The 13489-nt window shown below is 33.3% G+C and carries 14 protein-coding genes; 11 read left to right on the forward strand and 3 right to left on the reverse strand.

Annotated elements, in window-relative coordinates; translation table 11 throughout:
* Positions 1-380 precede the first annotated feature (380 nt).
* The 7 genes from DK442_RS02475 (at position 381) to DK442_RS02505 (ending at position 8557) form a co-directional block, all read left to right on the forward strand.
* On the forward strand, positions 381-695 hold the full coding sequence (locus DK442_RS02475; protein WP_109434249.1) for a hypothetical protein: 315 nt from the start codon (positions 381-383) through the stop codon (positions 693-695).
* Between the two features lie 279 nt (positions 696-974).
* On the forward strand, positions 975-1691 hold the full coding sequence (locus DK442_RS02480; RefSeq protein WP_109434250.1) for an ABC transporter ATP-binding protein: 717 nt from the start codon (positions 975-977) through the stop codon (positions 1689-1691).
* Positions 1688-3091: a DUF3526 domain-containing protein gene (locus DK442_RS02485; protein ID WP_109434251.1), complete on the forward strand. Its 1404-nt coding sequence runs from the start codon at positions 1688-1690 to the stop codon at positions 3089-3091. The genes DK442_RS02480 and DK442_RS02485 overlap by 4 nt, the downstream gene beginning before the upstream one ends.
* Before the next feature lie 3 nt (positions 3092-3094).
* Positions 3095-4528: a DUF3526 domain-containing protein gene (locus DK442_RS02490; protein WP_109434252.1), complete on the forward strand. Its 1434-nt coding sequence runs from the start codon at positions 3095-3097 to the stop codon at positions 4526-4528.
* A 1-nt stretch (position 4529) separates the two neighbouring features.
* Complete coding sequence (locus DK442_RS02495) at positions 4530-6740, forward strand: DUF5916 domain-containing protein (RefSeq protein WP_109434253.1); 2211 nt, start codon at positions 4530-4532, stop codon at positions 6738-6740.
* A gap of 1 nt (position 6741) precedes the next feature.
* Positions 6742-7695, forward strand: a complete 954-nt coding sequence (locus DK442_RS02500; RefSeq protein ID WP_109434254.1) for a DUF5829 family protein — start codon at positions 6742-6744, stop codon at positions 7693-7695.
* 34 nt (positions 7696-7729) lie between these two features.
* Positions 7730-8557: a hypothetical protein gene (locus DK442_RS02505; protein WP_109434255.1), complete on the forward strand. Its 828-nt coding sequence runs from the start codon at positions 7730-7732 to the stop codon at positions 8555-8557.
* A 68-nt stretch (positions 8558-8625) separates the two neighbouring features.
* Here DK442_RS02505 and DK442_RS02510 read toward each other — a convergent pair whose 3' ends face one another.
* Genes DK442_RS02510 through DK442_RS02520 form a run of 3 tightly spaced genes read right to left on the reverse strand, consistent with a single transcriptional unit; the run spans position 8626 to position 10887 of the window.
* On the reverse strand, positions 8626-9063 hold the full coding sequence (locus DK442_RS02510; protein WP_109434256.1) for a hypothetical protein: 438 nt from the start codon (positions 9061-9063) through the stop codon (positions 8626-8628).
* A complete protein-coding gene (locus DK442_RS02515) occupies positions 9056-10213 on the reverse strand; it encodes an ABC transporter permease (protein ID WP_160114020.1) in 1158 nt (385 codons plus the stop codon). Before DK442_RS02515 ends, DK442_RS02510 begins: the two co-directional genes overlap by 8 nt.
* 41 nt (positions 10214-10254) lie before the next feature.
* Positions 10255-10887 (reverse strand): ABC transporter ATP-binding protein, encoded by a 633-nt coding sequence (locus DK442_RS02520; protein WP_109434258.1) that lies wholly within the window; start codon positions 10885-10887, stop codon positions 10255-10257.
* Positions 10888-10987: 100 nt separating this feature from the next.
* On the opposite strand from DK442_RS02520, the gene DK442_RS02525 reads away from it, so the two are divergent.
* The 4 genes from DK442_RS02525 to DK442_RS02535 all read left to right on the forward strand — a co-directional run bounded on the left by DK442_RS02525 (position 10988) and on the right by DK442_RS02535 (position 13471).
* Positions 10988-11392, forward strand: a complete 405-nt coding sequence (locus DK442_RS02525; protein WP_235010890.1) for a MerC domain-containing protein — start codon at positions 10988-10990, stop codon at positions 11390-11392.
* A gap of 6 nt (positions 11393-11398) precedes the next feature.
* Positions 11399-12079 carry a GTP cyclohydrolase I FolE gene (folE, locus tag DK442_RS02530; protein ID WP_109434259.1) on the forward strand — a complete coding sequence of 227 codons (681 nt, stop codon included), beginning with the start codon at positions 11399-11401 and terminating at the stop codon, positions 12077-12079.
* A 138-nt stretch (positions 12080-12217) separates the two neighbouring features.
* Positions 12218-12544, forward strand: a complete 327-nt coding sequence (locus DK442_RS28050; protein WP_143916807.1) for a hypothetical protein — start codon at positions 12218-12220, stop codon at positions 12542-12544.
* 231 nt (positions 12545-12775) lie between these two features.
* Complete coding sequence (locus DK442_RS02535) at positions 12776-13471, forward strand: ABC transporter ATP-binding protein (RefSeq protein ID WP_109434260.1); 696 nt, start codon at positions 12776-12778, stop codon at positions 13469-13471.
* Positions 13472-13489: the final 18 nt, after the last annotated feature.

Raw genomic sequence — 13489 nt, forward strand, 5'->3', positions numbered from 1 at the left:
CAAAAAAAAAATACACTGTGGTAAAACCGTAGGCTAAACTGCTGATTGACAAAAATTAAGAGGGAATTTTGAGTTAAAAAATAAGCTATTGCAACAATGTTGCTTTAGAAAAATCAATGCTTAGAAAAGTATTTAATAAGAAAAATCTTTCAGGTCAGATTTGTAGGAAAATGGCACTTTACATGTTTTAAATATTTAACATATATTAACTTTAATTAACTTTTTGCTAACTAAATAGTACAGATTAACACCTTGTTCTTGTTTGACAAACCCTGAATTTATGTTAAACAAATAAATCATTTTACTTAAAGTTTTACAAAAAAAACATTCTTATAAATATCTTAAGATTAAAGTTTGGAACTAATTCCTATATTTATCAAATGAGGATTAATGTTCTAAAAAATATAATTTCTCTCTTTTTTGTTTCAGCCTTTCTGTTTCTTAGAATTGTTGATTTCCATACGTATTCTCATTTTTCTGACGACGAAGATCAGTTACATTGTGAGTTATGTGAAATTATTACCACATCTCATAAACTTACGCCTTTTACAGGTAATACATTTGTTGAAGTAGAACAAAAATTTACAATATACTTTCCAGAACATAAAACTACTTTTGTTTACGAAACATCGCACTATAGTGTTACACTACCTGAAAGTATTTACAATAAACCTCCTCCTATAGTAAAATCATAGTATTGTTATACTTTATTAGGGACATCAATTAATAATTGTACACTTCATTTTATTCTAATTTTTAAGTTTGAAACGTATTCAAATCATTAGATTCTGATTTAAGTCAGAGTGATAGGTCTATATTTAATTAGCATTCTTCCTAGTAGTTTTTGAGTTATAAAAATACTTCCTATTTCACCGGATCATATTTTGCAAGACTTCTTAATGATCAATAATTTAACAGATTAGCATTCTATAACTAGTGCTTTTCTTCTTTATACAAATATAAATTCAGTCAAAATGATTACCACAAATAACCTTACAAAAAAATACAACGATCAAACAGCTCTTGATCAGTTAAACCTTCAGGTAGGCAAAGGAGAAATTTATTGTTTACTTGGAGCCAATGGTGCTGGTAAAACTACAACTATCAATCTTCTATTGGGGTTTATTGAACCTACTTCTGGGGATGCTTTGATTAATGACCTTAATGTGTTTGAAAATCCCAAAGAAACTAAAAAATTCCTTGCATACATCCCAGAAAATCTAATGTTGTATCCAAGTCTCTCCGCAATAGAAAACTTAGATTACTTTTCGGGAATTGCGGGTAAAAAGCTTTCTAAAGAAAACTTAATCTCCTTTTTGATAGAAGCAGGGTTACAAGAAGATGCCTTTGAAAAACGAGTATCAGCTTTTTCAAAAGGAATGCGACAAAAGGTAGGTATTGCCATTGCTCTTGCTAAAGATGCTAAGGTTTTATTATTAGACGAACCCACTTCTGGTCTTGATCCAAAAGCCAGTAACGAATTTGGACAGCTCCTTCGAAAGCTTTCACAAAAAGGAGTAGCAACATTAATGGCAACACATGACCTATTTAGAGCAAAAGAAGTAGCCACACATATTGGCATTATGAAAGATGGTCAATTAAAAGACGAATTCATTGCGAATGATATTTCTTTACTTGATTTAGAACAAACCTATTTGAGTACCATGAACTATAAAGAAGTAGTGCTATGATCAGAAAAACATTTATTAAAGAAAGTAAAGAGCTTTTTCGTGATGGACGTGTACGTATAGCAATGATTATCGTGGTATTATTAATGGGTGTATCCATATGGATTAGTGCACGACAATATCAAAACACAAATGAACAATATGAAGCAGCCAAAACAGCAGAACGTACTATTTGGGATAATCAGGGTAAAAAAAACCCTCATTCTGCTGCACATTATGGCACCTATGCTTTTAAGCCCAAATACCCCTTATCTCTGGTGGATCAGGGAGTAGACAAATATGCTGGTACTTCTATTTTTTTAGAAGCACACAAACGCAACGAAGCACAGTTCAGCGCAGCAGCCGACCAAACAGGCTTAGCAAGATTTGGAGATTTAACTCCAGATTTTATGTTGTTATTTATGATACCACTGCTTATTATTCTTTTGGGGTACAACAGCTTTACAAAAGAAAACGAAATGGGAACACTTACCTTATTGAAAAGCCAGGGAATTTCTTCTTGGAAATGGATTTTAGGTAAATGGACAGCACTTTTTCTTCCCATTTTGATTTTGATTACTGCACTATTTATAGTAGCAGGTTTAATCCTATCGAATCTAAAGGATTTTGGTGTTTTTGATTGGAATTCTTTGCTATGGATGTACCTGATTTATTCTTCGTATTACATTATTTTTATTAACCTCGTATTATTCATTTCAGCCAAAACAAAAAAATCTGGAATTTCTCTAGTAATATCTCTATCCCTATGGATTTTATCATGTTTGGCTATTCCTAAAGTCGCCAGTAATATTGCAGAAGATACATACCCATATCCTACCCGACAAGAATTTGTTGCTAACGTTCTTAAAGATAAAAAGCAAGGTCTAGATGGTCATAATCCCTGGAGTAAAGAAGCCAAACTATTAAAAGAAGCCGTATTAGCAGAACATGGAGTTGATAGCCTGCATCAACTCCCTTTTAATTTTGATGCGTATCGAATGCAAAAAGGTGAGGAACATGAAGCTGAAATATATTTTAAACATTATAATCATCTTAAAGATCAGTTTGCAAAACAATCTAATGTTTATAAAGGATTAGCTGCATTTTCTCCTTATTTATCTACCCGATTTATGAGTATGGCTATTGCTCATACAGATTATGCTACTCATTGGAATTTTGCCGATGCTGCAGAAAACTATCGTATAGCGACCCAAAAATTTCTGAATGATGACTTTGCCAAGAATTCAACTTACGGTAACTGGGGATATCGAGCTGATGCTAATTTTTGGAAACGGTTACCTGCTTTTGAATATTCACCACCTAAATTAGGCACAGTACTCTCTGGAAACATCACCAATCTAGGTGTTTTAGGGTGCTGGCTTATAGGTTCTTTTCTCTTACTATTACTCATCAAAAAAATTTAAACAATGTTCTCATACAATTTTAGATACGAACTAAAACTACTTTTACGAAGTAAATGGATACAATTATTAAGCATTATTTTATTGCTATTGTTTGGATTTTCGATTTATAACGGAAAAGGAAAAGTAACAAAACGAAAAACAGATATTGTTGCTGCCAAAGATGAAGTGAAAGAAAATGATGAAATGATGCTTAAATTATTGGATTCTGTAGAAAAAGGAATGCAAGTAAGTGCTTCAAGATGGACTATCCCTACTAGTCCCATGGTAGTTGGTAATTACCACCCTCGTGTTGTTGCTATGGAGCCCCAATCTATGGCATTTATAGCAACAGGACAGGCAGATCTTTTTACACATTATGTAAAACCAAAAGTTACTGGGGATGATTTTGCATTAAACTTTACTGAGATGACCAGCCCAGTTCAATTGTTGTTTGGTAGTTTTGATTTAGCCTTTGTCATCGTATACTTATTACCCTTACTCATTATTGCCTTTTCATACAATGTGCTTTCTTCAGAAAAAGAAAGTGGTTCAATACGATTACTTGCATCTCAACCTATTCGAATTCAAAATTGGGTATTACAAAAGCTGTCACTACGCTTTTTTTGGTTATCTGTACTTGTGATATTGTCTCTATTAGTTACATTTTTAATTTTCAATATAGAATGGTTTTCAATGTTTCAATCATTCTCTATGTTAATCGGGCTTATATTAACGTATATGCTTTTCTGGTTTGCCCTGGCCTTTCTGGTTAACCTTTGGGTAGGAAGCTCTGCCAAGAACGCCATTTCATTGTTGGGATTATGGGTACTCTTTGTTTTACTGGTCCCGTCTATGCTAAATCAATTAAGTACTACCTTATATCCGATGCCTTCGCGTACCTTAATGATAAATGAAATGAGGGGATTAAAAGCCGAGGTTGCTAAAAAACAAGATAAAATTCTGGATAATTTCCTAAGAGATCATCCCGAATATGCAATAAATGACACAACACAAACCCGTGGGTTTTATCATCGTTATATGGCTTCTCAACGGCTGGTCAAAGAAGAACTAAAACCAGTACTTACGGCTTATGAAAACCAACTAAAAAAACAACAGGCATGGGTAGAAAGATTAAAATGGGTATCACCAGCAATTACAATTCAAGAATCATTAAACAAAATGGCAGGAACCTCTACTGGGGATTATGAACATTTTCGAAAACAAGTAGTTACTTTTTCTGAAACCTGGAGGAGTTTTTTAATTCCTTTTCTGTACAATAATCAAAATTTTACACCAGCAGATTATCCTAAGCTTCCTCAATTTACTTTTCAACCAAAAACAAAAACAAAACAAGCTATGGTTCCAGTTCTTCTTTTAATTATAACAACATTACTTTTCGGCATTGGATTTATTACTTCCAAAAAAGCAAAAGAAAAAAGTATGTTAACTACATCTTGATATGCGGTATTATTTAATGACTCTCGTACTCATGTTGCAATCAGTACTCATTGCCCAACAACGAGGAACAGATAATTTTCCTCCTCCCGAAATACCTGTAGAAATTAAAGCCTCCAGAACTTCGGGAAAAATAATTATTGATGGTAAATTAAATGAAACGGAATGGCAAAATACTGAAGCAGTCACAGATTTTTTTAGAGTAGAACCAGCACAAGGAGGAGTAATCAAAAACCCTACAACAGTTCGCGTACTTTATGACAACAAATACCTTTACTTTGGAGTGTTTGCTAAAGATTCTCTTGGAAAGAAAAATATACGAATGCAGGATTTGCGACGTGACTTTAATAGTGGAGAAAATGATGTATTTGGTATCCAAATTGATGCTCAAAATACTAAACAATATGCCGCATCATTTCAAACCACTCCTTACGGAAATCAGTTAGACCTTCAGAGTTTTAATGATAATAATACCGATCGGGATTGGAATGCCCTTTGGAGTGTACGAACACAACGAACAGATGAAGGATACTATGCTGAGTTTGCCATCCCATTCAAATCTATACGCTATGATAAATCAGTTGAGGGCGTTCCTATTGAATGGGGAATTACTTTTTATAGACTAGCTCGGAAAGATTTTGAAAAGACAGTATTTCCTGCTATTCCTCAATCCTTCTCGCAAAACAGGATGGTTTATGCAGCCAAACTTACAGGATTAGAAGTTCCTCCTCCTTCAGCTAATATTCGCATTGAACCTTATGCTTTGTACCAATATGACGAAAGTAAAACTGGTAATACAATTACAAATAAATTGAATGAACCCAAAATTGGAGGCGATGTAAAATGGGCGATCAATCCAAATGCTGTATTAGATCTTACCATTAATACTGATTTTGCACAGGCAGATGTTGATAGAGCCGTAAATAATTTGGAGCGTTTCAACATATTCTTCCCCGAAAGGCGGCAATTCTTTCTAGAAAATTCAGGTATCTGGGCCGGAGGAGGTAATTCTGAGTTACGTCCTTTCTTTAGTAGAACCATTGGGCTGGAAAACACGTTTAATGCTGCTCCTGCTCCTCTAGATGCCGGAGCACGGTATACAGACAGAAATGAGAACCGAACCATCGCAGCTCTTGCAGTTCGTCAACGGGATACTGACAATAGTCCCGCTAGTACATTTGGAGTAGCGAGATACACCCAAAATTATGGTAAAGAAAATAATGTGGGAGCTATGGTCACATACCGATTAGATGATTCTTCTGAAGATTTAGGTGTTTCTTCGCAAAATAACACAACCATTTCTGTTGATGGGTTTATTCGTCCTAAAAGCGAGATTACACTTTCCTATTTGCTGTCGACCTCATTGGATAGTGAAACCGGAGACACGGGTTATGCCGGAAGAATATTTGCCGGATCTAGGACCAATAAATACTATCTTGGATATGTTAACACCTTTGTAAGCGACACATATACTCCCAGTATGGGGTTTGTCTTTCAGAAAGACGTAATGTACCATAGTCCGGGAGGATATGCAATTTTACGTCCTAAAGGGTTACCTTTTGTGAGAAGATGGGATCCTGGAGCCTTTTTCAATTATTATCACGATTTTGAAGATTTTGGTAACTTTCAACAAGCAAGCATTTACATATTCCCTATTTATACATGGTTTAAGGATAATAGTTTTGTTGAAGCTTCTTTTACTCCTACCTGGCAAAATATCAATTTCAATTTTGCTCCCTTAGGCCTTGAAATCGAAGAAGGAGAATACCATTATACTCGATTTTTAGTTCGATACAATACTGATCAATCTAAAAAGTTATCAGGGTCTATTCGATATGATTTCGGAAATTTCTATAACGGCACACGTACTACTGTCCTCGCTGGATTGCGTTACGCGCCGTCGCCACATATCTCTTTGTCTGCAGATTATGAGCACAACAATATTAATGGAGTAGGGATTTTACAGGGGGATTTAGACACAGATTTATATACCGCAAGCCTCAGACTTGCATTAAATCCCAGAGTCCAACTATCTACCTTTTACCAATACAATAGTTTTGATGAACAAGGTAGATGGAATATACGTTTTAGCTGGGAATATATGCCTTTATCATTTATCTATCTCGTATTTAATGATACTCAAACTGATGTCTTTGACCCCATACAACGAAATACACAATTTATAAGTAAAATCACTTTTTTAAAACAATTTTAATATGTTAAATCGTATCACTTTATTTGTTTTATGTTATGTACTGCTCATTTCTTGTCAGAAACCAATACAGCAACCTAAAGAACCTTCTGTTATTGATAGAAAAAAGATTGATGCTGTTTTTCGTAAAGATGTGTCTAAAGTGCTATTAGATCATTTATATGTTGTTGTAGATAGTATTACCTATGCTAAATTAACAAAGGATAATGAATGGAAAGATACATATGCAACCATGGATTTAGGACTTCCTGATTTTGCTCCGGTAACCAATTACTCCTCTACTTGCTATTTGCGTGGACACCAACATTACATTGAAATCTTAGGTCCAAAAAATAAATACAATGAACCAATAGGAAAAAGTGGTATTGGTTTCTCTCTAAAAAATGATGATGAACATTTTCATCTGGGTGTAGAGCCTAAATTTAAAGTAACAAAAGATTCATTTCTTTATGCTGCCGAAACTGTAGAAATGCCTTTGGGCGAACACAAACATACTTGGTTCAAAGCTTTCTACACACCAAGCCCAGGAACCGCCTTGCATACTTGGTATGGTTTTTATAATCCAGCTTTTTTAGAAAGTCTTTATGGAAAGCAATATACGTCATATTCACGCGAAGCCTTTCTTAAATCTACCTATGCAGATCAAAAACTTTTTAATGGAATTAAAGAAATTTATCTCAGCTGTATTCCAAATGATTATCGCCGTATCGTTCAAGAGTTAAGATATTTGGGGTGTAAATTTTTAGAACAAAACGATAACGTACTCACTATTGCTGGTGGTGATGTAAAAATTAATATTGGATATTCGAACAATATCGAATATAGCAGAATTACTAAAATAGTTTGTCGACTAAACAACATGAACGACGGCATCACGCAATTAGGCAACCTTACTATTAGTAATAAAGGTACCAAATCCATCTGGAACTTCGATGAACTATATAAAAACAACCCATAGAAGAATTTAACATTATTTAAAAAACTAAAACAAAATGAACAAACACACACATCATCTGGTTATTACAACACTCTTAATGTTTTTTACAATTACAGCGTGCAAACAGGAAAAAAAAGCTCCAAACGAAGAAGATAGCTTAAATAACAACACAAAAAAAGAAGTAGAAACTGTTAGACCTAAAATTACACTAGAAAAATTAGAAGACTCTCCCACCTATGTTAATGCATCACTTGTTTTGGATACCCCAGAGAATATAGAAGTAGTTAAATCAGGAGAAATGGAATTTTCTTTTAAAGTAGAAAACTACGAATTAGGGGCTCAGACTAAAGGTCCAAATGCTCAAAAGCTGGCAAATTCAGGAAAAGGACAACATATACATTTTATTTTGGATAACCAGCCCTATTCTGCTCATTATGAATCAAGTTTCAAGAAAGAAGTTCCTGAAGGGGTACATCACTTGGTTGCTTTTTTAAGCCGTTCATTTCATGAATCGGTAAAAAATGATAATTCGGTTATTGTGCGTAAACTCATAGTAGGAGATGATCCCAAAGATACTTTTGGATTAGACATGAAAGCACCTACACTTATTTACAGTAGGCCAAAAGGAGAATATGTTGGAAAAGACACAGAGCAAATTTTATTAGACTTTTTTGTACTTAATACAACGCTTTCAGAAAACGGTCATAAAGTTCGTGCCACTATTAATGGCGAAGAATTTATGATTACAGAATGGGCTCCACAGGTTATCAAAGGACTTCCAATGGGGGAAATTACAATTCAATTGGAATTACTGGATGAAACCGGTGCATTAATCCCTGGCCCTTTCAATAAAGTTACTCGCACTGTTGTATTAAAAGAATAAATATATAAAATTAACAGAAAAAACCTGTTATCAAATGCTGAGATAGCAGGTTTTACTTAGGTAGGTATTTAATGTATCAATTTACCTATTGCTTCTTTCAAGATATAATTGCAGTGATCCACATCATCAGCATTAAGTTCTAAGATTCCGGTAACCTCTACTATTTGATCTGTTTTAAAAGCTGGTTTTTGTTTAAAAATAACTTCTACAATGGTTTCGGGGCCAGCACCTCCACAGAAAAAACAAGAAGACATAGGATTTCTAGAAATTATGTAAAATTCTTCTTCATGAGAAAAATCCAAGAAATAACCTTTGATAGTAATTTTGGAACCTTCATAAGATTTTATAATAGGTCCAAATGTAGGTTTCAAAAAATAATCATCATAGTGCACGTTATAAACATCATGAAAACTAACATCTGTTAAATTATTCCAAGATAATTTGTGCTGAGCAAAGAGATGAAATGGAATACTTATAAAAAAAAGTAATAAAAGGATTTTACGCATCAGCAAGAATTTTAGAAACGTTTAATTTATATAAGGATGATGAGGCCAAAATTGAGGCCAAAAAAGTGGTTAAAATCACTAGAGCCAGCAATAGTAACTCTTCTTGATTAGGAAAGTCAAACACCAAAAGATGTCCATATGTGTCTTCTATAAAAACTGAAAATACCCAAATACTTATTCTTCCTAAAAACCATCCTAAAACAAATCCTACAAAGGATAAAAAAAATGCCTCTATGAAAACTAATTTTATCAACTGAAAAGTATTGACACCATAGGTTCGTAACAAAGCCAACTCCTGTTTTCTTTCACTTACCGTTTTTATTAAATTAATAAATATACTAAGCCCTGCTACGAATAAGATAGCAATAGAGATGTTATTAACTACCTTGAAGCCAATCCCTAAAAACCTCATTAATCGCTCTACTTCTAATTTGGGGAGCGCTGCCTGCATTGCTGTTTTTTCATTAATAAATCTAGACATTTGTAAAGCTCCTATGGGATTTCTAAATTTCACTAACAAAGAGGTTATTTCTCTTTGTTCTTCATCCTCCTCTTCAGGATGATTGTGATCTTCGGTATGTTCATGTACTTCCCAAATACTTTCCAGATTTGTAACGATAAGGTGATCAATGACTGTACCTGTTGGCTTTAATATTCCGGTAACAATAAAAGGTTTCTTTGTATGAGTTTCTAATGTGTTTTCGGCCAAACCATGTGCACTTGTAAAAGTATTACCAATTTGTAGATTGATTTTTTTTGCTACATTATCTCCAATAACTACCTCTAATGGTTTTTCATACAGTTTCCCTTCTCGAAGTTCTGCATTATATCTAATCAAATACTGTTTTGAAGTACCTAAAATTCTATAACCCCTATAATTATCCCCATAAGACACCGGTATCATTTCTTTAACCATGCGATTTTTACTCATCTTTAAAGCTTCTTCTAATGGTATATTACCAGTAGGTGTATCAATATGTAAAACAGAAGATAAAACAAGTTGTAGCGGGCTTCCTTTAGCACCTATAACCATATCAAATGGTTTAATATTATTTTCTAAATGTTGGTTAAGTTGATTTCTTACTTGTAAGACAAAAGTAGCTAACGAGATACTTAGTATTAAAAGCAGAACACTTAAAGTTGTATTCAAAGGTTTAGAAATCAAATTTTTATAGGCCAGATGTAACAATGTTATAAAATTATATGATTATCAAAATGTGTTTTAACTCTTTGATCATGAGTTATAATTACTAAACTACTTTTACAGGTTTGGGCCTCTTTTTTAAGTAGAGAAATGACGTTTTCACAATTCGCATCATCCAGATTAGATGTAGGTTCATCAGCCAATATAACTTTAGGTTTGTGTATAACTCCCAAAGCAATTGAAAGTCGTTGTTGTTGTCCTTCACTTAACTGATAAACTCTTTTGTTTTCGAGATTAGACAGCCCCAATTGCATAATTAATTCTTCTCTTCGATATCGATTACTTTTGTTCTTAGGAAATCGTTGGCGTAAAGTCAAATTCTCTGATAAAGTTAAAGACCTAATAAAATAAGCTCGTTGAAAAATCAATCCAATTTTTTGCCCTCTAAAATAATCTAATTGCTTTCTTGTAAGTTTATTTAAATATGTATCGCCAATAAAAATATCTCCTTCTTTTGGAGGCAAAAGGCCTGCCAGAAGATGTAACAATGTTGTTTTACCAACACCAGAAGGCCCCAAAATCAATATATCTTCTGTAGGAGGCAAATCGATATCTGGAAAACAAAAGGTGTTATTTTGTGTATCCTGATAGGTAAACTGAAGAGAATCGGTTCGTATCATAATATTATTTCGCCAAAAATAAATAAATATTACTAACGCAACAAAGTTGCATTTATAAAATAATGTTATATTTGCCTCACTTAAACAAATTCATTTTTTTGTGAAAATATTACATATACATAGTAACTCGGATACTTTAGGAATCTTAGCCAGTGGCTTATGTTTATTACATTGCTTATTTACTCCTTTTTTATTCCTTGCGCATACAGGATCTGCTCTATTTCAAGAAGGATATTCTTTTTGGTGGAAATCACTGGATATTATCTTTTTGGGACTTTCCTTTATAGCAATTCGTCAATCCACCAAAACCACTACAAACCTAAAAATAAAATATGCTTTTTGGTCAACTTGGCTGTTGTTGTTTATTATTATACTAAATGAAAAGCTATCCATATTTCCTTTACCGGAAGAAGTCATTTATGTAGTATCTCTATCATTGGTGGGGTTACATTTTTATAATAAAAAATACTGCAGCTGTGAAGGTGAAAAATGCTGTACAAATTAATTTATAATGAGCACAAAAAGTCAAAATGAAATAGAATTAATTGGAGATGCTCATATTTCCAATTCGACAGAAACACCTTTACGGGCAGATGCTTTTGAAAAATCTGATCATGACAAAATCAAAAGTATTCAACATCATTTTTCAGAGATCATGAAAGAGTTGGGGCTTGACTTAACAGATGACAGCCTTTCTGGAACACCCTATAGAGTTGCTAAAATGTATGTAAAAGAACTCTTTTATGGTTTAAACCCAAAAAATCGTCCCAAAATTTCCACTTTTGAAAACAAATATAAATATCAAAAAATAGTAGTTGAACAAAACATAACGATCGATTCATCCTGTGAACATCATTTTCTTCCCATAATTGGTAATGCCCATGTAGGGTACATCCCTAAGAAAAAAGTGATCGGACTGTCAAAAATTAATAGACTAGTAGATTATTATTCACATCGTCCTCAGGTACAAGAAAGACTTTGTTTACAGATTCTAGAGGATTTACAGCAAACTTTGGATACCAAAGACGTTATTGTTATAGTGAATGCCAAACATTTATGTGTTTCTTCCAGAGGAATTAAGGACAAAAGTAGTTATACTACTACAATGGAGTTCGGAGGTGAATTTATAGAAACTGAACTCAGAAATGAGTTTTTGAGGATCATTAAAGAGAGAAGAAACTCCTTTGAATAATACAAGTTTTACTTCTTACCATGTATTTAACTTTTTGTACTAACTAGAATTTCCTAAAATTCAACGATATGTCTAAATAACAACTTAAAATTTTGTTAAATCAAAAAATCTTTTTTTTATATTTCTGAAATTGCGGTCATGCGCCGACAGGTAATTACAAATATTATTACTTTGCTGTTCACAGCAACTTTCCTTGTTCCAAGGGTTGCCAACTTGCACGCATTAAGCCATCTATCAGATGATGACGAACCTATTTCTTGTGAGCTTTGTGATATTATATCCAATTCTCATCAATTTGACTTGATTACTAATGATACTTATTGCTTCGAAGATACCCAAATAAATATTCCAAGCTCATTTGTGATCTTTACTCAATATAATACTCCAAAGGAGAAAATTGCCTCTCCTATTTCTATTTACAATAAACCCCCTCCTGTTTTCTCAGGAATATTCTTACTATCCTAAAAAGCATTGTGCTATGTGAATTTATACTCACTATAGTCATTTATTTAATATCAATTTGTCATCAGAGCTTGCATCATTGTTAGGTCATCGGGAAAAAATTGTATACAAAGGTATTTGTAGTTCAAAATAGTGTACTACTTTGTATTTAAGGTATTTCTTCAAAAACAGTCAGTTATCGGTTCTAACCGAATTTAAACACATTAGTCGTCAATCTTATTTTACATTATAAAAATGCTTAAAGCAATAAATCTTACCAAAACATACGGTAAGCACCAAGCGCTAAGTCAACTAAATTTATCTGTTGACAAAGGTGAAATATTTTGTTTACTCGGTCAAAATGGTGCGGGTAAAACAACAACAATCAATCTGTTTTTAGGTCTTATTGAACCTACAAGTGGTGAAGCATTGGTCAATGGTGTTACCGTAAAATCAAATAATAACGAAACCACCAAAATGATTGCATATATCCCAGAGGTCGTGCAACTTTATGGAAATCTTTCTGGAATAGAAAACCTTAATTTCTTCAGCAGATTAGCGGGATTTAAATATACGAATACTGACTTGTCTAATTTTCTATCAAAAGCTGGACTTCAAGAGGTGGCACATCAAAATAAATTGTCTTCCTACTCAAAAGGAATGCGACAAAAAGTTGGCATTGCCATAGCACTTTCAAAAAATGCAGATTATATTTTTATGGATGAACCTATCTCAGGTCTAGATCCCATTGCCACACTCGAATTCACCAAAATTTGTAAAGAATTAAGCAATGAAGGTAAAGCTATTTTTATGGCTACTCATGACATCTTTAATGCAGTAAATGTGGGAACCAAAATTGGTATTATGAAAGAAGGACAATTAGTTCATACTTCAAACACCGATACTATCAATGCAACTCAATTACAAGATTTATACTTAAAAACTATCTAAACGTAAAACAAATCAATT

Origin of the sequence: Aquimarina sp. AU119, assembly GCF_900312735.1 — a bacterium.
GTDB classification, from domain to species: Bacteria; Bacteroidota; Bacteroidia; order Flavobacteriales; family Flavobacteriaceae; genus Aquimarina; species Aquimarina algiphila.